General features: G+C 64.3%; 17 protein-coding genes and 1 tRNA gene. 9 read left to right on the top strand and 9 right to left on the bottom strand.

Features of this window, described 5'->3' with window-relative positions:
* The first annotated feature begins 33 nt into the window (after positions 1 to 33).
* The 3 genes from ACE3TJ_RS06995 (at position 34) to ACE3TJ_RS06985 (ending at position 6,735) form a co-directional block, all read left to right on the top strand.
* Positions 34 to 1,230 (top strand): hypothetical protein, encoded by a 1,197-nt coding sequence (locus ACE3TJ_RS06995; RefSeq protein ID WP_374595223.1) that lies wholly within the window; start codon positions 34 to 36, stop codon positions 1,228 to 1,230.
* Between the two features lie 61 nt (positions 1,231 to 1,291).
* Positions 1,292 to 6,058: an NAD-glutamate dehydrogenase gene (locus tag ACE3TJ_RS06990; RefSeq protein WP_374595221.1), complete on the top strand. Its 4,767-nt coding sequence runs from the start codon at positions 1,292 to 1,294 to the stop codon at positions 6,056 to 6,058.
* A gap of 242 nt (positions 6,059 to 6,300) precedes the next feature.
* Positions 6,301 to 6,735, top strand: a complete 435-nt coding sequence (locus ACE3TJ_RS06985; RefSeq protein WP_374595219.1) for a hypothetical protein — start codon at positions 6,301 to 6,303, stop codon at positions 6,733 to 6,735.
* Between the two features lie 14 nt (positions 6,736 to 6,749).
* On the opposite strand, the gene ACE3TJ_RS06980 is transcribed toward ACE3TJ_RS06985, so the two are convergent.
* The 7 genes from ACE3TJ_RS06980 to ACE3TJ_RS06950 all read right to left on the bottom strand — a co-directional run bounded on the left by ACE3TJ_RS06980 (position 6,750) and on the right by ACE3TJ_RS06950 (position 16,693).
* Entirely contained in the window at positions 6,750 to 7,418 is a 669-nt protein-coding gene (locus tag ACE3TJ_RS06980) for a glutathione S-transferase family protein (RefSeq protein WP_374595217.1), read from the bottom strand.
* A gap of 42 nt (positions 7,419 to 7,460) precedes the next feature.
* Complete coding sequence (gene gltB, locus ACE3TJ_RS06975) at positions 7,461 to 11,990, bottom strand: glutamate synthase large subunit (RefSeq protein ID WP_374595215.1); 4,530 nt, start codon at positions 11,988 to 11,990, stop codon at positions 7,461 to 7,463.
* Positions 11,991 to 12,075: 85 nt separating this feature from the next.
* Positions 12,076 to 12,786: a hypothetical protein gene (locus ACE3TJ_RS06970; RefSeq protein ID WP_374595213.1), complete on the bottom strand. Its 711-nt coding sequence runs from the start codon at positions 12,784 to 12,786 to the stop codon at positions 12,076 to 12,078.
* On the bottom strand, positions 12,783 to 13,316 hold the full coding sequence (locus ACE3TJ_RS06965) for a DUF2059 domain-containing protein (protein ID WP_374595211.1): 534 nt from the start codon (positions 13,314 to 13,316) through the stop codon (positions 12,783 to 12,785). The genes ACE3TJ_RS06970 and ACE3TJ_RS06965 overlap by 4 nt, the downstream gene beginning before the upstream one ends.
* Positions 13,313 to 14,767 (bottom strand): NAD(P)-dependent oxidoreductase, encoded by a 1,455-nt coding sequence (locus tag ACE3TJ_RS06960; RefSeq protein WP_374595209.1) that lies wholly within the window; start codon positions 14,765 to 14,767, stop codon positions 13,313 to 13,315. The genes ACE3TJ_RS06965 and ACE3TJ_RS06960 overlap by 4 nt, the downstream gene beginning before the upstream one ends.
* Positions 14,768 to 14,935: 168 nt before the next feature.
* Entirely contained in the window at positions 14,936 to 15,736 is an 801-nt protein-coding gene (locus tag ACE3TJ_RS06955) for an undecaprenyl-diphosphate phosphatase (protein WP_374595207.1), read from the bottom strand.
* Positions 15,737 to 15,760: 24 nt separating this feature from the next.
* Positions 15,761 to 16,693, bottom strand: a complete 933-nt coding sequence (locus ACE3TJ_RS06950; RefSeq protein ID WP_374595205.1) for a complex I NDUFA9 subunit family protein — start codon at positions 16,691 to 16,693, stop codon at positions 15,761 to 15,763.
* A 127-nt stretch (positions 16,694 to 16,820) separates the two neighbouring features.
* Between ACE3TJ_RS06950 and ACE3TJ_RS06945 the strand changes: the two genes are divergently transcribed.
* Positions 16,821 to 16,907, top strand: a tRNA-Leu gene (locus ACE3TJ_RS06945).
* Between the two features lie 221 nt (positions 16,908 to 17,128).
* Positions 17,129 to 18,322 carry a tyrosine-type recombinase/integrase gene (locus ACE3TJ_RS06940; protein WP_374595203.1) on the top strand — a complete coding sequence of 398 codons (1,194 nt, stop codon included), beginning with the start codon at positions 17,129 to 17,131 and terminating at the stop codon, positions 18,320 to 18,322.
* Between the two features lie 9 nt (positions 18,323 to 18,331).
* On the opposite strand, the gene ACE3TJ_RS06935 is transcribed toward ACE3TJ_RS06940, so the two are convergent.
* Together ACE3TJ_RS06935 and ACE3TJ_RS06930 are read right to left on the bottom strand one after the other, a co-directional pair.
* Positions 18,332 to 18,535 carry a hypothetical protein gene (locus tag ACE3TJ_RS06935; RefSeq protein WP_374595201.1) on the bottom strand — a complete coding sequence of 68 codons (204 nt, stop codon included), beginning with the start codon at positions 18,533 to 18,535 and terminating at the stop codon, positions 18,332 to 18,334.
* A gap of 48 nt (positions 18,536 to 18,583) precedes the next feature.
* A complete protein-coding gene (locus ACE3TJ_RS06930) occupies positions 18,584 to 18,790 on the bottom strand; it encodes a helix-turn-helix transcriptional regulator (protein WP_374595199.1) in 207 nt (68 codons plus the stop codon).
* Between the two features lie 364 nt (positions 18,791 to 19,154).
* Between ACE3TJ_RS06930 and ACE3TJ_RS06925 the strand changes: the two genes are divergently transcribed.
* The 4 genes from ACE3TJ_RS06925 (at position 19,155) to ACE3TJ_RS06910 (ending at position 22,610) form a co-directional block, all read left to right on the top strand.
* Entirely contained in the window at positions 19,155 to 19,586 is a 432-nt protein-coding gene (locus ACE3TJ_RS06925; protein WP_374595197.1) for a MucR family transcriptional regulator, read from the top strand.
* 125 nt (positions 19,587 to 19,711) lie between these two features.
* Complete coding sequence (locus tag ACE3TJ_RS06920; RefSeq protein WP_374595195.1) at positions 19,712 to 20,275, top strand: hypothetical protein; 564 nt, start codon at positions 19,712 to 19,714, stop codon at positions 20,273 to 20,275.
* 273 nt (positions 20,276 to 20,548) lie between these two features.
* Complete coding sequence (locus tag ACE3TJ_RS06915) at positions 20,549 to 21,571, top strand: IS110 family transposase (protein WP_374595193.1); 1,023 nt, start codon at positions 20,549 to 20,551, stop codon at positions 21,569 to 21,571.
* A 637-nt stretch (positions 21,572 to 22,208) separates the two neighbouring features.
* Positions 22,209 to 22,610 carry a sigma factor-like helix-turn-helix DNA-binding protein gene (locus tag ACE3TJ_RS06910; RefSeq protein WP_374595191.1) on the top strand — a complete coding sequence of 134 codons (402 nt, stop codon included), beginning with the start codon at positions 22,209 to 22,211 and terminating at the stop codon, positions 22,608 to 22,610.
* Positions 22,611 to 22,674: the final 64 nt, after the last annotated feature.

Raw genomic sequence — 22,674 nt, 5'->3', positions numbered from 1 at the left:
TGTTCAGCACAGCGGGGCGAATTGGGTTCGAAAATGAGCGACATGAGCGAAGACTTTCTCGACCTTTCCGAGCCGGATTTCGAGGCGCCGCCGATCTTCGCCGATCAGGACGAGCGGCGTATGCACGTGCGCGCCTATAACTACTGGGCGTCGCTGCTGCGCGGGCGCGAGTTTCCGAGCGTGACCGATCTTGATCCGGCGAGCCTCGACGATTTCGGACCGCACTCGATCCTGCTCGATTTCACGGAAGACCGCGAGAACCCGCGCCTGCGCTACATCGGGACACTGCTGCGTGAAGAGTGTGGGCTTTCGAGTGCCGACATCGCGCTCGACCACGTGCCGAGCCGCTCGCTCGTCTCGCGGCTTACCGACCATTTTTTCGAGATCATCGCCAATCGCGCGCCGATCGGCTTCGAGGCCGAGTTCGTGTCGCAGCGCGGCAACAACACGCTTTACCGCGGCATCCTGATGCCGCTGTCGTCGGACGATGACAGCATCGATTTCATCTACGGCGTGATCAACTGGAAAGAGCTGGCAGGCGCCGAGTTCGAAGCGCAGCTGGCGTTCGAGGCGCATGAAGCCGACGGTGACGAGCCGATCATCGCGCATAAGGCCGAGGCCGCGGTTGTCGAGCTGGAGCCGGGCGATCTTGCGGGGCGGCTTGCGGTTGCGCGTGCCAACGCGGCGGCGGTGCAGACGGCGGACCAGCGTTCGCGTGCCGCACTCTATCGGGCGCTTGGGAATGCTTATGATTTCCACCTCGCATCCGAGGGGGACCCCGAGGGTTTCGCGGCGTTGCTCGCTGAGGCTGGGCTGAAGGTTCAGGCGCGGGCGCCGCTGACGGCGGTGGCGAAGCTGGTGTTCGGTGCGGATTACGACAAGACCCGGCTTACCGAGTTCGCCTCCGCGCTGGGGGCGGCGGTGCGGGCCGGGATTCCGGCGGGCGGGTTCATTGCCTTTGTTGTCAGTGCCGAGGGCGGGCTCAAGGGGCTGGTGCAGCGGGAGCGGGCGGCGAAGGCGAAGCCGGCTGCCGTGACGAAAACGACCGAGACGGTGCGGGCGCGGCTGCGCGCGACCGAGCCGCTTGCGCATCTCGAGATCCAGAGTGACGAGGAGTTCGTGCTGCTCGTTGCGAAAAAGAGCGATTCGGGCGGAATCGATGTGCTGGAAGCGGTTCCGCACACCCAAAATCTGCTCGAAGTGGCCCTGAAACGCCTCGCCGCGCACTAAACTTGCCTCGGAAGAGGCAAAATCGCATAAGGTCACTTCATTCTCTATCCGGAGTGTTGAGATGGCGACCGCCGCGGCGACTCATGAAGCGCCGAAACCCAAAGTTTCCCGTAATCTATTGAAATCATTAGAAACCGCGCTTTTCGATCACGCGCTTCCGGGTGAAACCGAGAACCTGGACAAAGACGCAGCGAAAGCCATCGTCGACTTCGCGGCCGGGCTGTTCGACACGCGCACGCCGGGCGCCCCCGTCATCGAGATCGCGTCGTCTGAAGGCGAACCGGGCCGCCGCCGCACATGGATCGGCATCCTGAACGACGACATGCCGTTCCTCGTCGATTCCGTTTCCGCGGCGCTCACGCGCAGCGGCATCACGATCCACCGGATGCTGCACCCGATCCTGGCGGTCGAGCGCGACAAGGCCGGCAAGGTCAAATCGATCGCGCCCGCACGCGGCGAGGCCGACGGCGGACTTCGCGAGTCCTTCATCTATGTCGAGGCCGACCGGGTCGGCGCGCGCGGTCGCACTGCGCTTGCCGAAGATCTGGCGCGCGTGCTCGCCGAAGTGCGCGTCGCGGTCGAAGATTGGCGCGCCATGCTCGCGCGGCTCGGCGACGCCCGCGCCGAACTCGGCCGGTCGTCGATCCCGGTGCCTGCCGACGACGTTATGGAGGCGAAGGCCTTCCTCGACTGGCTGGGTCAGGACAATTTCACGCTGCTCGGCGCCTGCGACTATGATTTCGGCCGCGCGCTGACCGATGCGAAGGTCGAGCCGAAGGCGGGCGAGGGGCACGGACTGCTGCGCGACCCGGCGTTCCCGCTGTGGCGCGGCGCCGAAGGCTTCGAGGTGCTGCCGGCGGCACTGCGCGCCTATATGGCGACGCCCGATCCGCTGCTCGTCACCAAGGCGAACACGGTCTCTTCGGTGCACCGCAACGCCTTCTACGATGTCGTCAGCGTCAAGCGCTACAACGACAAGGGCAAGGTGATCGGCGAACGCCGCTTCGCGGGCCTGTTCACCTCCGCTGCACTCGCGGCCTCGCCGAAATCGATCCCGATCGTGCGCCGCAAGGTGGAGCGTGTCGAGGCGGCGCTCGGCTTCGATCCGCGCAGCCACACCGGCAAGGCGCTCGCGCACATCATCGACACGTTCCCGCGCGAGGACCTGTTCCTCGTCGACGCCGAACGCCTGACCGGCATGGCGCTCGGGATGCTGTCGCTGCTCGAACGCCCGCGGCCCAAGCTGTTCACGCGGCTCGACCCGTTCGGGCGGTTCGTATCCGTGATCGTCTACGTGCCGCGCGACGCCTACCACAGCGGCATCCGCGAGCGTGTCGGCGCGATGCTGGAGGATGCCTTCCAGGCACGGCTTTCGCGCTATGACGTGGAACTGCGCGCCGAAGGGCTCGCGCGCGTCCAATATTATCTCGGCACCACGCCGGGGCAGGTGCCCGAGGTCGACGAAGCTGCGCTCGACGCGCGGCTGACATCGCTGGTGCGCGGCTGGGAAGAGGCGCTGGAAGCGGCGCTTTCCGAGCGCGCGGGCGCGACCCGCGCAGCGCGCCTCGCGCTCAGCCACGGGCGCAGCTTCACGGCATCGTACCGCGAGCAGTTCAGTGCCGACGAGGCGGCCGAGGACGTGATGCGCCTCACCGCGCTCGAAACCGGCGACGACCGCGACGTGTTTATCTATCGCCGCCCCGGCGACGCGGAAAACCGGCTGCGCATCAAGATCTACCGGCTCGGCGAGATCATCCCGCTTTCGGAGGTCGTCCCGGCGCTCGAGAACTTCGGCTTCCGCGTGATCGAGGAATATCCGTTCGACCTCGCGGGTGGGCGGCTCGGCTGGATCCATGATTTCATGGTGGAGAGCGGCCGCGGCGAAGCCATCGACATGGCATTCGTGAAGGAACGTGCCGAACCCGCGCTCCGTTCGGTCTTGAAGGGCGAGCAGGAAAACGACGTGTTCAACGCGCTCGTCGTTGGTGCGGCGCTGCCGATCGGCAATGTCGTGTGGCTGCGTGCGTATTTCCGCTACATGCGGCAGACGGGCGTCTCCTACAGCCAACAGACGGTGGTGGATGCGCTGCGCGCGCACGGCGCGATCACGGCTGCGCTCGTCGATCTGTTCCGCGCGCGTTTCACGCCGGGCGTGAAGGCGCGTGACGCGGCCATCGCCGAGGCGCGGGGCCGGATCGACGGCGGGCTTGCCGATGTCTCCGCGATCGACGAAGACCGCATCATCAGCCTCTACCGCGACATCATCTCGGCGACGCTCAGAACCAATGCCTTCGTGAACGGTGAGTCCGGAGCAGGGCCGGAAGCGCTGGCGTTCAAGCTCGATTCCCATGCGGTGCCGGGCCTGCCGCCGCCCGTTCCCTACCGCGAGATCTGGGTCTATTCCCCGCGCGTGGAAGGCATCCACCTGCGCGGCGGCCGCATTGCGCGCGGCGGCCTGCGCTGGTCCGATCGCCGCGACGATTTCCGCACCGAGGTGCTGGGCCTCGTGAAGGCGCAGATGGTGAAGAACGCGGTGATCGTTCCCACCGGCTCCAAGGGCGGTTTCTATCCCAAGCAGTTGCCGCCGGCATCGAACCGCGAAGCGTGGCTTGCCGAAGGGCAGGAGGCGTATCGCATTTATATTCGCGCGCTGCTTTCGGTGACGGACAATATCGTGGAGGGCAAGGACGTGCCGCCCGCGGGCATCGTCTGCCACGATGCGCCCGATCCCTATCTCGTTGTCGCCGCCGACAAGGGCACGGCGACCTTTTCCGACATCGCCAATGCGATCAGCGTCGATCATGGCTTCTGGCTGGGCGATGCGTTCGCGAGCGGCGGCGCCAACGGCTATGACCACAAGGCGATGGGCATCACCGCCAAGGGCGCATGGATTTCCGTGCAGCGGCATTTCCGCGAACGCGGTATCGATGTGCAGAAAGACGAGGTCCGCGTGATCGGCGTCGGCGACATGTCGGGTGACGTGTTCGGCAACGGCATGTTGCTTTCGAAGACGCTGAAGGTGGTCGCTGCGTTCGATCACCGTCACATCTTCTTCGATCCCGAACCCGATCCGGCGAAAAGCTGGAAGGAACGCGACCGGCTGTTCAAGCTGCCGCGATCGTCGTGGGACGATTACGACAAGAAACTGATTTCGAAGGGTGGCGGGGTCTTCCCGCGCAGCCAGAAATCGATTGCGCTCACCCCCGAGGTGCAGGCGATGCTGGACGTGGACGCGAAGAGCCTGTCGCCAACCGACCTGATCCACGCGATCCTGAAGAGCCGCGCCGATCTCTGCTGGTTCGGCGGCATCGGCACCTATGTGAAGGCGGCGACAGAATCGAATGCCGACGTCGGCGACCGCGCCAACGACCCCGTTCGGGTGAATGCCGAGGAGATGCGCGTGCGCGTGATCGGCGAGGGGGCGAACCTTGGCGTTACGCAGCAGGGCCGCATCGCGTTCGCGCGTGCCCACGGCCGCATCAACACCGACTTCATCGACAATTCGGCGGGTGTCGATTGTTCGGACAACGAGGTGAACATCAAGATCGCGCTGCAGCCCGCGCTCGCTTCCGGCAAGATGAGCATGGCGGCGCGCAACACGCTGCTTGAATCGATGACCGACGATGTCGGCCAGCTCGTGCTGCGCGACAACGTGATGCAGACGCAGGCGATTTCGGTGGCCGAGATCGGCGGCAGCAGTGCGCTGCCCGCCTATCAGCGTGTCATCCAGCTTCTCGAAGCGAGCGGGCGGCTCGACCGCGTGGTCGAGAACCTGCCGAGCGATGAGCAGCTGACGCAGCGCGCGCTTGCCGGCGGCGGGCTCGAACGGCCCGAACTCGCCGTGCTGCTCGCCTATGCGAAGATGACGCTCTACGACACGATTGTGGAAAGTCCGCTGCCCGACGATCCACTGCTCGTGCACGATCTCGAAATGGCATTCCCGCCTGCCGTCTTGAAAGCCTTCAAGGCGGGCGTGACCGGCCACCGGCTGCGCCGCGAAATCATCGCCACGAAGCTCGCGAACCAGATCGTCAATCGCGGCGGCATCACGCTCGCGTTCGAGCTTTCGGAGGAGCAGGGCACCAGCCTCGCGCATGTCGCCTCCGCCTTCGTTATGGCGCGCGAGCTGTTCGACCTTCGCGACCTGTGGCGGACGATCGACACCGCGGCGGTGGATGCGCGCACGCACATCGTGCTGCACGCTAAATCGATCCGCGGGCTTCGCACGCAGATGGCGGATGCGCTGCGCGCATCGACACCGGGCGATCAGCCCTCGGCGTGCATCACGGCGTGGAAGCCGGGCATCCAGCGGCTCGCGAAGCAGCTCGACAAGCTGCTGCGGCCGGAGCCGCGCGCGCAGGTCGAGCGGCTGCGGCAGGAACTGCTGCGCGACGGCGCGCCCGCGGACATCACCGAGCGCCTCGTTGAACTTGAAGGTCTCGATGGATCGATTGGGAACGCAAGGCTGGCTGCCGAACTCGGCGTGACCGAGCGGGCCATTGCCGATGCCTATACGCGTGTCGGCGAGACGCTGGGGCTGGACTGGGCGAAGGGCGTTACCGCGCAGCTTTCGCCGTCCGACCCGTGGGAGCGGCTGCTCGTCGCGGGCCTGCTGCGCGATTTCGAGCAGCTGCGTATCGACCTCATCAAGCGCCAGACCAAGAAGGGCGGAGATCCGGTGAAGGCGATCGAGGCCTGGAGCGCGGCCAATCCGGTCCTCATCCAGCGCATGGCGGACGCCACGGCGCGGGCGCGCAAGTCCGGCGTCGTCACCACCGCGATGCTCGCGCATCTCGGCAGCCAGGCGCGCGCGCTGCTCGTGAGCTAGGGTTCGGGGAATTCAGCCCATGCCGGGCTGCAAACGGCAGCTTTCTCCGCTTCCGGTGCTCACGTACGTTAAGTACGCTCCGCTCCGGTTCTCGAAATCCACCGTTTTCGCCTCGGCCTGAACTGAATTCCCCAAACCCTCGGCAAGAACCGGAGCACGAAAAGTTCAGGCACTGTTCACGCCGCGCGGCGTTGGGTAAGGGTGAGGATGTCGTCCACCAGCGGGCGGCGGCGGAAAGGAACGTGATGATTCGTCTGGCACTGGTTGCAGCGATTGGAATGGCGGGCGCGGCCGTATCCGGTACGGCGCTGGCTCAGGCCGCCCAGCCGGAGAGCGCCAAGCCGCCGGTGACGAACAGCGGCGTTCTGAAGCGCGTTCCGCTCGACCAGTGGATGCCGGAAAACTGCCCGAATCCTGAGCGCCGGGGCGAGATTGTGGTCTGCGGCCGCCCCGATGAGGAGCCGACGGTGGAAACCCCGCCGGAGCCGGGCGAGCCGGGCACCGACGTTCCGAGCGAGCGGCTGAAGCTCACCGAACCGGGGAATGTCGCGCCGAGCAGCGCGTGCAGCGCGGTCGGCCCCGCGGGCGATGTCGGCTGCAGCCGGAACGAATACGAGCAGTGGCGCCGCGAGCGCGAACTGCAGAAGGCGCGCGAGAAGGTTCCGAAGCCCAAGTAAGCGTAAGCAGCTTTTTAGAAATCCAGCTTGTCGTAGTGCGCGGGAGGCGAGAGGCCGTCCATGCGTTCCGAGAGGAGTGCGCGGAACGTGGGCCGCGATTTGATCGCCGAATACCACTGCTTCGCGGTTGCGTGGCCGTGCCAATCGAGCGCGGAGAGATAGTCGATCACCGAAAGATGTGCTGCGGCCGCGATATCGGCGAGGCCGAACGTCGTGCCCGAGAGCCAGCGACGGTGATCGAGCAGATATTCGATGTAGCCGAGGTGGTGTTCGAGGTTGCGGCCCGCCGTGCGGAGCGCGCCGCCATCGGGCGATGCGCGCTGCACGATGCGCTTGAACATGCGCTCGGCGAGCAGGATGTGGCCGACTTCGGCGTAGAATTTCTGATCGAACCACACGCACAGGCGGCGCACCTCGGCACGGTCCGCCGCGCTCGCGCCGAGCAGCGGCATCCGCTCGATGGTTTCCTCGAAATATTCGCAGATCGCGGTGCTGTCGATGAGCGCCGCGCCGCGATCTCCGATCAGCACCGGGGTCTGCCCGGCCGGGTTCAGATCGACGAATTCATCGCGTCGCGCCCACGGCAATTCGGGAACGAGTTCGACCTCGACACCCTTCTCGGCAAGCGCGAGGCGGACCTTCCGGGAGAACGGGCAGAGCGGATATTGGTAAAGGCGCCACATGGTTAAGCCCGGTGATACGGGGAAGCCCGCGGCGCTGCAACCTTACTCCGCGGCGACCACGTTTTCCGCATCCTCCAGCGGGTGCTTGATGCGGCTCACCATCTCCTTCGGACAGATCTGAACGAAGCGGGAGAGGGCGGTTTCCCAGTCTTCGAGGATCGACAGCGCCCATGCGGAATCGGTTTCGCGGTGGTGGGCTTCGATCGCGGCGCGGAGCACGCCTTCCCAGTAAGCGGCGCGTACCGGCTGCCAGATCACGCTGTCCGGGTTGACGCGCGTGTCGAAGTCTCCGGCCGTGTCGTAGACGAACGCCATGCCGCCGGTCATGCCCGCGCCGAAATTGTCGCCCACGGGGCCGAGGATCACCGCCATGCCGCCGGTCATGTATTCGCAGCCGTTGGCGCCGCAGCCCTCGACGACGACCTCGGCGCCCGAGTTGCGGACGGCGAAGCGCTCGCCGGCCTGACCGGCCGCGTAGAGGCGGCCCGCTGTGGCGCCGTAGAGCACGGTGTTGCCGATGATGGTGTTCTCGTGCGAGCGGAGCGGCGAGGAGACGAGCGGGCGCACCACGATGGTCGCGCCCGAGAGGCCCTTGCCGACATAGTCGTTGGCGTCGCCGAAGACTTCGAGCTTGAGGCCCTGCACCGCGAAGGCGCCGAGCGACTGGCCGGCGGAACCGCGCAGCCGCACATGGACATGGCCGGGCGCGAGGCCGTTCATGCCGTACTTGCGCGTGATCGCGGAGGAGAGGCGGGTGCCGACGGCGCGGTGCGTGTTGCGCACGCTGTACGTGAGCTGCATCTTCTCGCCGCGATCGAACACGGCCTTCGCATCGACGAGCATCTGCGCGTCGAGGCTGTCGGGCACCTCGTTGCGGCGCGTCTTCAGGTTGAAGCGGCGCTCGCTGTCGGGCGCATCCACCTTGGCGAGAATGGGGTTGAGATCGAGGTCGTCGAGATGCTCGGCGCCGCGGCTGACCTGGCGGAGCAGCTCGGTGCGGCCGACGACCTCGTCGAGGCTGCGGAAGCCGAGACCGGCGAGGATGTCGCGGACCTCCTCGGCGATGAAGCTCATCAGGTTGATGACCTTCTCGGGGCTTCCGGCGAATTTCTGCCGCAGCTTGTCATCCTGCGTGCAGACGCCGACGGGGCAGGTGTTCGAATGGCACTGGCGCACCATGATGCAGCCCATCGCGACGAGGCTCAAAGTGCCGATGCCGAACTCCTCGGCGCCGAGGATCGCGGCGATCACGACATCGCGCCCGGTCTTGAGGCCGCCGTCGGTGCGGAGCTTCACGCGGCCGCGCAGGCTGTTCAGCGTCAGCACCTGGTTGACCTCGGTGAGGCCCATCTCCCACGGCGTGCCCGCATACTTGATCGAGGTCTGCGGAGACGCGCCGGTGCCGCCAACGTTGCCCGAGACGAGGATCACGTCCGCGTGTGCTTTGGCGACGCCCGCCGCGATCGTGCCGATGCCCGCTTCCGAGACCAGCTTCACACAGACGCGCGCGTCGGGGTTGATCTGCTTCAGGTCGTAGATGAGCTGCGCGAGATCCTCGATCGAATAGATGTCGTGATGCGGCGGCGGGGAGATGAGCATGACGCCCGGCGTCGAGTGGCGCAGGCGTGCGATCATTTCGGTGACCTTGAAGCCGGGCAACTGCCCGCCTTCGCCGGGCTTGGCGCCCTGCGCGACCTTGATCTCGATCTCCTCGCAGGCGTTGAGGTACTCGGCGGTGACGCCGAAACGGCCTGACGCGATCTGCTTGATGACCGAGTTCGCATTGTCGCCATTGGGGTAGGGCTTGTAGCGCGAGCGGTCCTCGCCGCCTTCGCCCGAAACCGCCTTGGCGCCGATACGGTTCATCGCGATCGAGAGCGTCTCGTGCGCTTCCGGCGACAGGGCGCCCAAAGACATGCCCGGCGTCACGAAGCGCTTCCGGATTTCGGCGATCGACTGCACCTCTTCTACCGGTACGGGAGGGCGGGTGTGATTGAATTCCAGAAGATCGCGCAGATAGATCGGCGGCAGATCGCGCACGCCGCGGCTGAACTGCAGATAGGTGGAATAGCTGTCGCTCGCCACCGCCTGCTGCAGCAGATGGATGAGGTTCGCCTGATAGGCGTGCGGCTCGCCGTTCGCGCGGTAGCGATAGAGGCCGCCGACGGGAAGCGCCGTCACTTCCTCGTCGTAGGCAAGTGCGTGCCGATCGCCCGCGCTCACATGCAGCGACGAGAAACCCTCGCCCGAAATCTTCGCGGGCATACCGGGGAAGAAATCCGCGACGAGCGCGCGCGACAGGCCGACCGCCTCGAAATTATAACCGCCGCGATAGGACGAGATGACGCTGATGCCCATCTTGCCCATGATCTTCAGAAGACCGTCCTCGATCGACTTCTTGAACCGGTTCACGCAGGTGGTGAGGTCCATGTCGCCGAACAGGCCCTTGGCATGGCGCGCCACAATCGATTCCTGCGAAAGCCACGCGTTCACGGTCGTGGCGCCGACACCGATCAGCACCGCGAAATAATGCGTATCCATGCACTCGGCCGAACGCACGTTGATGCTGGCGAACGAACGCAGCCCCTTGCGCACGAGATGCGTGTGCACGCCCGCCGCGGCGAGGATCATGGTGATGCCCGCGCGTGTCTTCGAAACGGTTTCGTCGGTGAGGAAGAGCTGGCTCTTGCCCGAGCGCACGAGATGCTCGGCTTCGGCGCGCACGCGCGCGATCGCCTCGCGCAGCGCGGCAGGGCCGCCTGCAACATCGTAAGTGCAATCGATGATTGCCGCCTGATCGCCGAAGTGCGTGAGCAGGCGCGCCCAATCCCGGTTCGTCAGCACGGGCGATTCCATCACGACGACGCCCTGCTGCTTCGCATCCTTGTCGAGGATGTTCGCGTAGTTCGAAAAGCGCGTCTTCAGGCTCATCACGCGCGTCTCGCGAAGCGAGTCGATCGGCGGATTCGTCACCTGGCTGAAATTCTGCCGGAAGAAGTGCGACAGGCAGCGCGGGTTTTCGGAAATGACGGCGAGCGGCGTGTCGTCGCCCATCGAGCCGACGGCTTCCTTCGCGTCCTCCACCATCGGCGCGAGGATCAGTTCCATGTCCTCCATGGTGAGCCCCGCAGCGACCTGACGGCGGCGAAGTTCATCGGCATCGAGCGTCTGGCCCGGCTCCGGCGCATCCGCGCCCGGCACGTCGGCGAAATTGCGGAAGCCCTTCACGAGCGATGCGTAATCCGCCTCTCCCGCGATGCGATCCTTGATCGCCTTGTCGTCGTAGTAGCGCGCCTCGTCGAGATCGACCGCGATCATCTGGCCCGGCCCCAGCCGACCCTTCTCGATCACGGTCGCCTCTGGCACCACGACCATGCCGGTTTCCGAGCCGACGATGAGAAGGTTGTCGCTGGTGCGCGTGAAGCGCATCGGGCGCAGCGCGTTGCGATCGACGGCGGCGGCGATCCAGCGCCCGTCCGTCATGGCGAGCGCGGCAGGGCCGTCCCACGGCTCCATCACGCTCGCGAAGAACGCGTACATGTCGCGGTGCGCCTGCGCGAGCGTCGTGTCCTTGTTCCACGCCTCGGGCACAAGCATCAACTTGGCAGTCGGCGCGTCGCGGCCCGAACGCACCATCACCTCGAACGTCGCGTCGAGCGCGGCGGTATCCGAAGCGCCCGCCGGGATCACCGGCTTGATGTCTTCCGAAAGATCGCCGAAAGCCTGCGCGGCCATCTTGATCTCGTGGCTCTTCATCAGGTTCTTGTTGCCGCGAACCGTGTTGATCTCGCCGTTGTGCGCAAGGCAGCGGAACGGCTGTGCCAGCCACCACGTGGGGAACGTGTTCGTCGAATAGCGCTGGTGATAAATTGCGAAGCGGCTGACGAATTTCTCGTCCTGCAGATCGGGATAGAAGACGGAGAGCGCCTCGGCGAGGAACAGTCCCTTGTAGATGATCGAGCGCGACGACAGCGAGCAGATGTAGAAATCGCGGATCTGCGCTTCGATGATCTTCTTTTCGATGCGGCGGCGGATCAGATACAGATCCTTTTCGAACGCATCCTGATTTTCGTAGTTCTCGCCGGGCTGCGGGCCCTTGATCATGATCTGCTCGATCTCGGGGCGCGTCAGCTTCGCCTTGTCGCCGATCACCGACGTATCGACGGGCACCTGCCGCCAGCCATAGATCTCGTAGCCGAAATCGATGATCTCGGATTCGACGATGCTGCGGCAGGTTTCCTGCTCGGCAAGGTTGGTGCGCGGCAGGAACACCTGCCCCACGGCGAGCAGGCGATCGATGCGGTGCTTGTGTCCGGCGTGCTCGATGTGCTTCGAAAAGAAGGCGATGGGCAATTCGACATGAATGCCCGCGCCGTCGCCGGTCTTGCCGTCCGCATCCACCGCGCCGCGATGCCAGACCGCCTTCAGCGCATCAATGCCGAGCGCCACCACGCGCCGCGACGGCTTGCCGTCGGTCGCCGCGATGAGCCCGACGCCGCAGGCATCGGATTCCATATCCGGGCGGTACATACCCTCGCGGGCGATGCGTTCACGTTCGGCGGCGTTGATCATTTCATTTCATCCAATGTTTCGCGCTGCGCGCGTCCTAAAGGGCAAACAGTCTTGGGCGGTTCAGCCGCGACAAGATCGAAGGAATTCATTTCGGAGTTGCCGGCTTCGTCTGCTTGGCAAGCTTGGCGATGTGCGCGTTCATGGCGTCGATACCCGCCTTGGACGCTGCCTGGGCATCCTGTTGCATGGTGTGCCCAAGAGACGCGAGTGCGCTGGGGAAAAACTGCGCATAGAGAGTTTTGGACACGGTTCCTGCCGGTGTGCCGAGAAACGCATTCATCGTCGCCATATTCTCGTTGTTCATTCTGCGAACAATTTCTTCGTCTGTGATTTCGACGCTTTCGGTGAACGATCCCAAAAGCTTTTTGTATGCTTCACCCGCGGGGCTTTTGATGAAGCCATAGGTCTGATTGATATGATCTGTCGTCATATCCGTTCCGATCATGCCGGAGAGCTGCGCTGTCAGCTCGCGCTGTGCGCGACGAGCCGTCGCGGTTGTGTGCTGTCTCGTGGCTGAGACCGCAGTCTTTATCAGGCCAGGAAATCGCTTGTCTGCCGCGACGATATCGGGACTACGCAGCAAAGAGTCACTATGGGCCGCAACCAGCGTATCTACCGTTTTCGTTACCAGTGGGTCCCACGGCACCCATTCCTCGGCCAACTGCAAAGCCGTAGCCGGAATAGGGGCGGGCAAGGATATCTCAGCCGCTGCTTCTTGGGCACCTGCGGTCGACGGACTGACGATAAACGCCAGCCAGAGTGCACCAAGTGCGATTCCGGACCGGTATGCGCTCATTTCGCTTCATCCAGCATTTCGCGCTGCGCGCGGGCAAATCCGTTCGAGACAGCGGCCATGCCGGCGGTCATTCCGGCGCGTTCGCCGATGGCCTTCATGCTCGCCTGCGTCTGTTTTTCGGCGGCGATGAATTTCTGTCCGGCCGGGCTTTTCAGGAAGGCGATCGCGGCATCGAGTTCGGCCGGCGAGAGTGCGCCCCGATAGGCGGCCGTGAAATCGGCGAGCATTGCCGGATACGCCTTGCGCAGTTCGGCGAGGAATTCCTCGGCCAGAATCTTCTGCAGCCGCTCCCGACCGCCGCGACCGTTCTCGATGAGATTGCGAACGGCGTTGCTGGTGCCCTTGTCGTTTTCGAGCTGCGCGACGACCTGCGTGCCGAACATCGGCACGAGCGTGCTGAACACCTCGTCGAGTTTGGCTTCGACACCCATGAGGGCGACAAGCTGCGCCGCGCGGTCGGGCTCTGCCGCGAGGGCGGGGGCGGCGGAGAGCAGCAGCGCCGCCGTGAGCGTGAAGAGGCGGATTTTCATGCGGCGGCTTTCTTGGCTGATGCGCCCGCCCGCGCGGCGAGATACGTGTGCATCGTCTTCGCGACGTCGCGGCCGTCGCGGATCGCCCAGACGACGAGGCTCGCGCCGCGCACGATGTCGCCGGCGGCGAACACGCCGTCCACGCTCGTCATCATCGTCTTGTGGTCGGTGCGGAGCGTGCCCCAGCGCGTGACGGTGAGATCGGGCGCGCCGAACAGCTGCGGCAGGTCTTCGGGATCGAAGCCGAGCGCCTTGATCACGAGATCGGCCTCGACGCGGAAATCACCGCCCTCGACCACTTCCGGCGCGCGGCGGCCGGAGGCGTCCGGCGCACCGAGACGCATCTGCTGCGCGCGCACGCCCGCGACCTTGCCGTCCTTGTCGTCGAACGCCTGCGGCGCGGAGAGCCAGACGAACTCGACGCCTTCTTCTTCCGCGTTCGCCACCTCGCGCTGCGAGCCCGGCATGTTGGCGCGGTCGCGGCGGTAGAGGCACTTCACTGAAGCTGCGCCCTGCCGCACGGCGGTGCGCACGCAGTCCATCGCGGTGTCGCCGCCGCCGATGACGACGACGTGCTTGCCTTCCGCGTTCAGCGATCCGTCCTCGAAGGCGGGCACGCTGTCGCCGAAGCTCTTGCGGTTGGAGGCGATCAGGTAATCGAGCGCGGGGATGACGCCGCCTGCGCCAACGCCCGGCGCCTTGATGTCGCGCGCCTTGTAGACGCCGGTGGCGACGAGCAGCGCATCATGCTTCGCGCGGAGCGCGGCGAGCGTCAGGTCGCGGCCGACCTCGAAATTGTAGTGGAAGACGATGCCGCCTTCCTCGAGCCGCGCGAGGCGGCGCATGACGACCTCTTTTTCCAGCTTGAAGCCGGGGATGCCATAGGTGAGGAGGCCGCCGCCGCGATCGTGGCGATCGTAGACGTGCACGTCGTAGCCGCGGCGGCGCAGATATTCGGCGGCGGTGACGCCCGCAGGCCCCGCGCCGATGATGCCGACGGACTGGCCGGAACGATCGCTGAGCGGGCGCAGCGGGCGGACCCAGCCTTCCTTCCACGCGGTGTCGGTGATGAACTTTTCAACCGAGCCGATGGTGACTGCACCGTGGCCGGACTGCTCGATCACGCAATTGCCCTCGCACAGGCGGTCCTGCGGGCAGATGCGGCCGCACACCTCGGGCATGGTGGAGGTGGATTCGGAGAGCTCGTACGCCTCCTGCAGGCGGCCTTCGGCGGTGAGGCGCAGCCAATCCGGAATGTTGTTGTGAAGCGGGCAGTGGACCTGACAGAAGGGCACGCCGCACTGCGAGCAGCGCGAGGCCTGCTCCTCGGCCTTCGCGAGGATGTAGGTGCGGTTGATCTCGAGGAAATCGTCGTCGCGTTCGGCGGCCGGGCGCTTCTCCGGGAACGCCTGCGCGAGCCCCACGAACTTCAACATATCCTTTTCGGCCACCCGATTTCCCCTTGCGGTTCCGGCGCGGCTTTTACGGTCGCAAACGGCGCTTGTCACGCAATTTTCGACAAATAGGTAAGCTATTATTACCTATTATTGTGCGGAAAGAGGCTTATCAAGAATCGTTCGCAGTTTTTGTGGGTCAATAAATGGCCGTATCGGACCTTTCTACATCATCAGCCAGATTGCGGCGATGCTGCCGGCGATGATTCGGTACCAAGCGAACGGGGCGAACCCGTAGCGGCCGACAATGGCCACGAAGCCCCGGATCACGACGAGTGCGACGATGAAGGAAACGACGAAACCGAGCGCGATCGCGCCGAACGCCTCGCTGGCGAGCAGGGCGTGGCTCTTGTAAAGCTCATAGCATGTGGCGGCGACCATGGTGGGCACGGCCACGAAGAAGCTGAATTCGGCCGCGGTCTTGCGTTCCACCCCCAGCAGGAGCGCGCCCATGATCGTCGCGCCCGATCGGGAAACGCCGGGCACCATCGAAAGGCACTGGACAAGGCCGATGCCGAGCGCCGTCCGCCACGGCATCGCTTCCACGCTGTCCGTCTTGCCCGGCTTCACGAAGCGCTCGATGACAAGGATGGCGATGCCGCCGACGATGAGCGCGACCGCCACGATCATCGGGCTTTCCAGCATGGCCTTCACGGCGCTGTAGGCGAACGCGCCGACGACGAGCGACGGCAGTACGCCAAGCGCGACGTTGAGCGTGAACAGCTGCGCCCCCCGCTCCCGCGGGAGCCCGACGATCACATCGAGGAACCGCCGCCAGTAAGCGACGACGACCGCCAGGATCGCGCCGAGCTGGATGACGATGTTGAACGTGGGGCCGACGTCGCCCTTGAAGCCGAGCAGTTCGCCCGCGAGCACGAGGTGCCCCGTCGACGAAACCGGAATGAACTCCGTGAGGCCCTCGACGATGCCAAGCAGGATGATGTCGAGAATCGACTGCCCGTTCATGAAGCGATCTCCGGAATGGGGGCGTCAGGCGACGCTGAAACGGCCGTGCGGGCGGAAGCGGACGAGCCAGCCGGGCGCGACGGCCGCCATCGGCGTCGCGGCCACCCCGAGCGCGGCAAGGCCAGGCGCGCCTTCGGGCACGACGTTGTCGCTCTGCAGCATCTTCCACTGGTCACTGGTGAGCGGCGCGCCCGGCAGCCAGCCGGTGAAACGCGCGAGCAGGCCCGCGGCGGCATCCGGCACATCGACAAACGTGGGCGTCCGCCCCGTGGTCTCGGCGAGCCATTCGAGCAGCGCGCGCATCGTCAGCACGTCGGGGCCGCCGAGCGACACCGTCTTGCCCGCGTGGAGCTGGGGCTCGCAGGCCGCGGCCGCGATGGCGCGCGCTACGTCTACCACATAGACCGGCTGGAACTTCGTGCCCGGCGTCACCACCGGCACCACCGGCAGGCGAAGCATACCGGCGAAGCGGTTCAGGAAGCCGTCCTCCGGGCCGAAGATCACCGACGGGCGCAAGATGGTGGCCTTCGGGAAGGCCGCGCGCACGGCGGTCTCGCCAAGCGCCTTGCTGCGGCCGTAGCCCGACTCGCTCTCGGCGTCGGCACCGAGCGCCGAGACGTGCACCAGCGAGGTCGCGCCCGCCGCTGCAGCCGCCTTCGCGATGGCTCCGGCGCCCTTCACGTGCACCGCCTCGAAGCCACCGTGCGAATCGGAAAGCGTGCCGATGAGGTTGACGACCGCGTCCGCGCCCTCGACCGCGCGGGCGAGCGAGGCGGCGTTCCCAAGGTCCGTGCGGACGAAATCGAGCTGGCCGAGCGCCGCGAGCGGACGCACGTGCAGGGCAAGGTGGGGATCACGCGTCGCGACGCGCAGCCGCGCCCCCGTCTTCGCCAGCGCCTGCACGACATAGCGCCCCACGAAGCCCGAACCGCCGAAGATCGTAATCAGCTTCGCCACAACTATAATCCTTCCGGCCAGTCCAAATGGTTCCCGCGCCGCATATTCCATACGCACGCCCATTGACAAGCACGGGGACGGACCGTAACCCGCATCGCCTCGCGAAAGCGAGAGCATCCGACCCCGTGCCCAGGTGGCGGAATTGGTAGACGCGCTAGCTTCAGGTGCTAGTGCCGGTAACGGCGTGAAGGTTCGAGTCCTTTCCTGGGCACCATTTGTTCTCCTCAGAGCATCCCAAAAACATCGACAAAACGGCAGGAATCTGCCATTTTTCTCTTGGTCCTGTCCTATGGCATCCGAGAGAGTTTCACTCCATCTCAGCCAAAAACGGGCCACCAAAAAGGGCATCGGTGGCCCGTGAAAATACGGTGGCCCGAGTGCTGAAATGTAGTGATGGCGGTGGCGCGGACTGGCCCTTTTTGAAGGAGATCAGCGATGGCTCTTACGGATGTAGCAATTCGCGCACTCAAAACGAAGGATCGAAGCTACAAGTGCACCGATGGGCGCGGTTTGTATATTGAGGTGCGGCCCACAGGTGCAAAGCTGTGGCGTTACAAGTATCTTTATCAAGGCAAGGAAAAACGCATTGCGCTTGGCGTATATCCAGATGTCGGCCTCGCGGATGCCCGCCGGAAAAGCGACGAGGCACGAATAAGTCTCGCAAACAACCGTGATCCGCTTGCCGAGCGGAAGCGCGAGAAATTGAATGCTGCCTATGCGGCTGCCAACACTTTCGGTGACCTTGCCAAGGAATACATCGACAAAATGGTTGCTGAGGGACGGGCCGAGACGACGACGACCAAAGCCAACTGGATTCTGGAACAGCTGAAGCCTATCGCCAGCTTTCCCATTAGCGACCTCAAGCCCCTTGACGTGCTCTCCGCATTGAAGCGACTTGAAGCACGAGGAAAACATGAAACTGCCCGTCGCTGCCGCTCGTTCGCCAGCCGGGTCTTCCGGTATGCCGTTGCTACTGGCCGGGGTGAGACGGACCCCACATCACTCCTTCGCGGGGCTTTGATCACTCCGAAGACCAAGCATCACGGCGCATTGCTTGATCCAGATGCCGTTGGAGAGCTGCTACGAGCGATAGAGGCCTACTCCGGCAACACAATCACGCGCCTCGCAATGCAGATCGCGCCCCATGTGATGGCGCGCCCTGGAGAACTCAGAAAGGCACTGTGGTCAGAGATCGACCTCGAAGCCTCAATCTGGAAAATTCCCGCTGAACGCATGAAGATGCGTCGTCCCCATGCTGTGCCACTTTCCCGACAGGTGCTTCGGTACCTGAATGAGCTTTACGCGGTCACCGGCCCCGAAGGCTTTCTCTTTCCGGCTTTCCATACCTCCCAAAGACCGCAGAGCGAAAATACGATCAATCAGGCATTTCGACGTATGGGTTACACGGTGGGAGAGATAACGGCGCACGGACTCCGGACAACAGCCTCCACGCTGCTTAACGAGAGCGGACAATGGAGTGCTGACGCAATCGAGCGATCGCTTGCCCACGCCGACACGAACGCGGTCAGAGGAATTTATAACCGAGGCCGTTACTGGGACGAGCGAGTGGCTATGCACCAGTGGTGGAGCGACCATCTTGACGAGCTTCGTGCAGGAAAGCTCAGCTGAGTATTTCGCTCAATCTGCTTTCGGTGTGACCCACACTTCGACGGGTGCGATGAACTTGCCCGGCGCAGGCTTGCCGACATGCACGCGGTCCGCGGTGACGCGCTCCCCGGTCTCCAGATTGAACGTCGCCCACGGCTTGGGCATGCGACCGAAGGTCATCTTCTGAATGGGCTGGCCTGTGGCCGTGTTCATGATCGTTGCGATGATTGCCATGGCGTGCCGATAGCGGGCACGCCCTCATCTTGTCCAGAAAGGCTTAGCCTACTCCGCGGGCAGATCATCAACATGGAAGAACATGGGGTTCTTCATCCATGCGCTGACGGCGGACTCGCGCCAGCCGGTGCAACGCGTGGCGATCCGGACCTGCCTTGGAAACGTGCCGCTTTGCATCTTCCGGTAGAGCGTCGAGCGGCTGAGCCCGGTGCGGTCTAGGACAGTGTGCAAGCGCAGGATACGGTCATGGGACATGGCTGGTCCTTCCTTAAGCGGTTGTCAGCTTTCCCCAAACGCAGATTAGGAAGTCCAGAATTGGCACGCGCGTCAAGAGTGCCAAAATGGCGCCAGACAGGCGAATAGTACGTTCTGGAAACACACGGACGCTGGTGAACACCAATTGACACTTATTGACGCAAAGATATTTTTGAAGCTGGCCGCGATTTACCGTCTCAGGAGGTTCCACAGAGCAAAGGTGGATACGAATCACTTTGCGTCAAAAGTATAAAAGCATGGAACCGGATGTCGTTTCAGCAATTTCGCGTTCATGCGCGTTCGTGTAGGGCAGCGCGCAAGTCCGGCAATGAAGCAGGACGCAAAACCAACGGGGTCTTACTTCATGACTGAACAGAACACGCATCAGGATGTCCTGGCGCTTACCGCCGACATCGTCTCTTCGCATGTCGCGAACAACACGGTCGCGGTCTCCGACCTGCCGACGCTCATCCAGAACGTCTACGCTGCGCTCGCCAACGTGGGCGGCACCATGGAGCCGGAAAAGCCCAAGCAGGAACCGGCCGTTTCCATCCGCGCCTCAGTGAAGCCTGACTTCATCGTCTGCCTTGAAGACGGCAAGAAGCTCAAGATGCTGAAGCGTCACTTGATGACGCACTACAACCTGACGCCCGATGAATACCGCGCGAAGTGGGGCCTTCCTGCCGACTATCCGATGGTCGCTCCGAACTATGCGCTGCAGCGCCAGGAACTGGCGAAGAAGATCGGCCTCGGCACCAAGCGTACCACACCGGGCCGCGGCAAGAAGAAGGCCTGACCGCAACGGGCGCCGCCCGCGTGGCGGCGCCTGTTTTCTTGGGACCGCCTTACACGCTACGTTGACACCCCCGTAACGATATGGTGCTGCCACAGTGTGCACTTGCGCACATCCATGGGGGCATCATGAAAATCGTCATAGCAACTGTATCCGCGGCTTTGTGCTTTGCGGCAGCGCCGCTCCATGCGCAGGAAGTCGCGCCTGCCGAAACCGCAGCGCCCGCCGAACCTGCGGCGGCGTCTGCGCCGGCCGCTGAGGCAGCGGTTCCCGAACCGGTCGCCGAGACACCGGTCGCCCGAGCACTTCCGGCAAGCACGCAGGTTTCGATCACATCGGACGGCGAGATCACCTCGAAGAAAGTCGAAGTCGGCGACAAGTTCCAGTTCACCGTGGTGAATGACGTTCAGGAAGCCGGCGAAGTCGCCATACCGCGCGGCTCGAAGGTCGAGGCCACGGTGACGTGGAAGACCGGCAAGGCCGTTGGCGGCAAGTCGGGCAAGTTCGAGCTCAGCTTCGACAAGATCAATGTCCGCGGCGCCGACTACAAGATGCGCGGTACGCACCGGCAGGAAGGCAAGGGCAACACCGTTGCGGCTGTGTTTGCAACCTGGCTGGTAAGCGGACGCTCTGCGGTGATGCTGCCCGGGCAGATGGTGACCGTGTTCACCGATCAGCCGATCCCGTACTGATCATTGTCAGTTCTCGCGCCGCCGTGTGGCGGCGCGGATCTGATCCTGAGGACAGGGCGCCTTGCGCCATGTCTGGTGACACCTCGCTTTCGGGCGGGGTGTTGTCGTTTGTGCCGTCCTGAGGAACGGGAGCGGGCGTCACGGGGCTTTGGGCGAGCCGCACCGGCCTGCAACCTGCCTGCGGCAGGTCTTCCTCTGATGAGGTGGGACGGCTCCGGTTGCGGCATTCGTTGCTAGCCGGTCTGATTCGCCGGCGCAGGGATGGAGGTAGCAATGAAGGTGACAACGATCGGGCTCGATATCGCCAAGACCGTATTTCAGGTCCACGGCATAGACGAAGATGGCGAGGTCGCGATCCGTAAGCGATTGAACCGCAATCAGATGCGCGTTTTCTTCGAAGCCCTGCCGCCCTGCCTAATCGGTATCGAGGCATGCGCCACGGCGCATTATTGGGCGCGCGAGCTGTCGGCGCTGGGGCATGAAGTGCGGTTGATGCCGGCACATTACGTGAAGCCATATGTGAAGCGGTCGAAGAATGACGCCGCCGACGCCGAAGCGATTTGTGAAGCTGTCGAGCGGCCCAATATGCGGTTTGTGCCGGTGAAGGCGCCTGACACACAGGCTCTCGCCCTGATGCACCGGATGCGCACGCAGCTCGTCGGACAGCGCACCGCATTGCTGAATGGCCTGCGCGCCGGCTTGGCGGAGTTCGGCATCATAACGACCACTGGCCTTGGCGGCGCGAACGAGTTGCTCAGGATCGCTGATGCCCGTGATGAGCGGATGCCCGATCTCATCCGCAACACCTATGCCATGATCGCGGAAGCGATCCGCAATGTCGAACGGCAACTCGCCACCCTTGATCTAGAGATTCAGGCCAATGCGCGGATCGATGATGCATGCCGACGCCTCTGTACCATTCCCGGCATCGGTCCCGTCACATCTACCACCATTGTCGCCCTTGCGGGTGATCTATCGCGTTTTTCGACCGGGCGGGATTTCGCGGCGTGGCTCGGGTTGACCCCGCGCCAAAATAGTAGCGGCGGCAAAGCACGGCTCGGCAGGATTACCAAAGCGGGCGATCAGACGCTTCGCACGCTCCTGGTTCTCGGCGCCTTTACGATCATCAGACGCGCAAGAGTCGATCCCGCTAAAGCCTTGCCTTGGTTGCTCGCGATCTTGTCGCGTCGTCCGCCGCTTGTCGCGGCTGTCGCTTGGGCGAACAAGACCGCGCGCATAATCTGGGCCGTGTTGACACGAGGCGGCGCTTATCGCGCGCCGTCTCCGGCCTGCTAACCGGGTTTCGCGTTTCCGCCGGAGTCCGCTCCGAAGGAAGCGCGAGGTGGTGTTTGAGCCATGATGACGAACCGGCTGAGCCGGGGATCGATCAGTTCGGAAAACGAAGGGAGCCTTCGAGCCCGTTCCTCTGATGGAACGATCGATCCGCGGATTTCATCAGGGCCAGCGGCCAAGTGCCGCACCGATAGGCCGGACACATGACCGCACCCAACCGTTCGTAAGATACTCGGCGCTGCCTCGCGCAATAATCTGAAGACCAACTGTCATCGCGCTGATCGCGCGATGGCGTTGTGATCGACCGGCCCCGGAAGGGGTAGCCGGCGCTCCCTGCTAGGCCCGCTCCGGCAGGCCGCAACCCTTCGCGATGCTCAGGGTCCTTCACGATGTTCCGGCCCTGCGGGTGCCGCCTGCCTCTGTAGCGGGCCTTTTCGGGAGTTTCTCGCCGCCTATCCCCTCCGGGGCCGGGTGCGGAAGGAAAGAGAAAGGAAAGGGCAATGAGAGGCTTGCTTTGGCCGTCCACACATTCGTTCCAGCCCTTCGGGTGCAGGCCGCCTCATGCGGCCCGCCGGATCCCGTTCCTGCCGCCCGCCCCCGCCCTCCGGCCGGGGCCGCGGCTTTGGCAGGAGTAAGGATGATGAACGGCAAATCTGTACCTGAACCCGGTGCGCCCCTTGAGCGGGATCGTCACGCTGTCATGCGGGCATGGCTGCGGAAGCTCCCCGAGCGAACGCTGATGGTGTTCATCGCGCACAGGGTCGAAGGCAAGTCCTACGCCGAGATCGCCGCAGAGCTCGGCATCGGTGAGTGGCGGGTGCGCTGGCACATGCGGAAAGCCGTCCGGCACATATTGAAGATCGGCAGGCCCTACCGCGCGGCGTTCGCGGCGCTCGATCCCGTGTCGCAGCAGGTGATGGAGCTCGCCTGGGACGACCTCCTCAACGACCGCATCGCGCTGCGGCTGGGCCTCACCACCCAAGAGGTCGAAACCCGCATGGCGGCGGCACTGGTGGCGCTGCACAAGGCTGCAACCCTCTGATCAGGGGGTTGCGGGGTCCGCACTTGCGGCAACAGCCTGTTCTTGCAGTGCAAAGTCATATCTG

The organism is Sphingosinicella sp. (genome assembly GCF_041916975.1).
In the GTDB taxonomy this organism is placed as follows: Bacteria; Pseudomonadota; Alphaproteobacteria; order Sphingomonadales; family Sphingomonadaceae; genus Sphingosinicella.
The sequence above is the reverse complement of the archived record's forward strand: the minus strand, read 5'-3'. Positions and strand labels throughout refer to the sequence as shown.

Bases quoted from the DNA above. Each gene is read 5' to 3' on its own strand.
- ACE3TJ_RS06995 (WP_374595223.1), top strand. From the start codon at position 34: ATGAGCGACATGAGCGAAGACTTTCTCGACCTTTCCGAGCCGGATTTC.
- ACE3TJ_RS06990 (WP_374595221.1), top strand. From the start codon at position 1,292: ATGGCGACCGCCGCGGCGACTCATGAAGCGCCGAAACCCAAAGTTTCC.
- ACE3TJ_RS06980 (WP_374595217.1), bottom strand. From the start codon at position 7,418: ATGTGGCGCCTTTACCAATATCCGCTCTGCCCGTTCTCCCGGAAGGTC.
- gltB (WP_374595215.1), bottom strand. From the start codon at position 11,990: ATGATCAACGCCGCCGAACGTGAACGCATCGCCCGCGAGGGTATGTAC.
- ACE3TJ_RS06970 (WP_374595213.1), bottom strand. From the start codon at position 12,786: ATGAGCGCATACCGGTCCGGAATCGCACTTGGTGCACTCTGGCTGGCG.
- ACE3TJ_RS06965 (WP_374595211.1), bottom strand. From the start codon at position 13,316: ATGAAAATCCGCCTCTTCACGCTCACGGCGGCGCTGCTGCTCTCCGCC.
- ACE3TJ_RS06955 (WP_374595207.1), bottom strand. From the start codon at position 15,736: ATGAACGGGCAGTCGATTCTCGACATCATCCTGCTTGGCATCGTCGAG.
- ACE3TJ_RS06940 (WP_374595203.1), top strand. From the start codon at position 17,129: ATGGCTCTTACGGATGTAGCAATTCGCGCACTCAAAACGAAGGATCGA.
- ACE3TJ_RS06935 (WP_374595201.1), bottom strand. From the start codon at position 18,535: ATGGCAATCATCGCAACGATCATGAACACGGCCACAGGCCAGCCCATT.
- ACE3TJ_RS06930 (WP_374595199.1), bottom strand. From the start codon at position 18,790: ATGTCCCATGACCGTATCCTGCGCTTGCACACTGTCCTAGACCGCACC.
- ACE3TJ_RS06925 (WP_374595197.1), top strand. From the start codon at position 19,155: ATGACTGAACAGAACACGCATCAGGATGTCCTGGCGCTTACCGCCGAC.
- ACE3TJ_RS06920 (WP_374595195.1), top strand. From the start codon at position 19,712: ATGAAAATCGTCATAGCAACTGTATCCGCGGCTTTGTGCTTTGCGGCA.
- ACE3TJ_RS06915 (WP_374595193.1), top strand. From the start codon at position 20,549: ATGAAGGTGACAACGATCGGGCTCGATATCGCCAAGACCGTATTTCAG.
- ACE3TJ_RS06910 (WP_374595191.1), top strand. From the start codon at position 22,209: ATGAACGGCAAATCTGTACCTGAACCCGGTGCGCCCCTTGAGCGGGAT.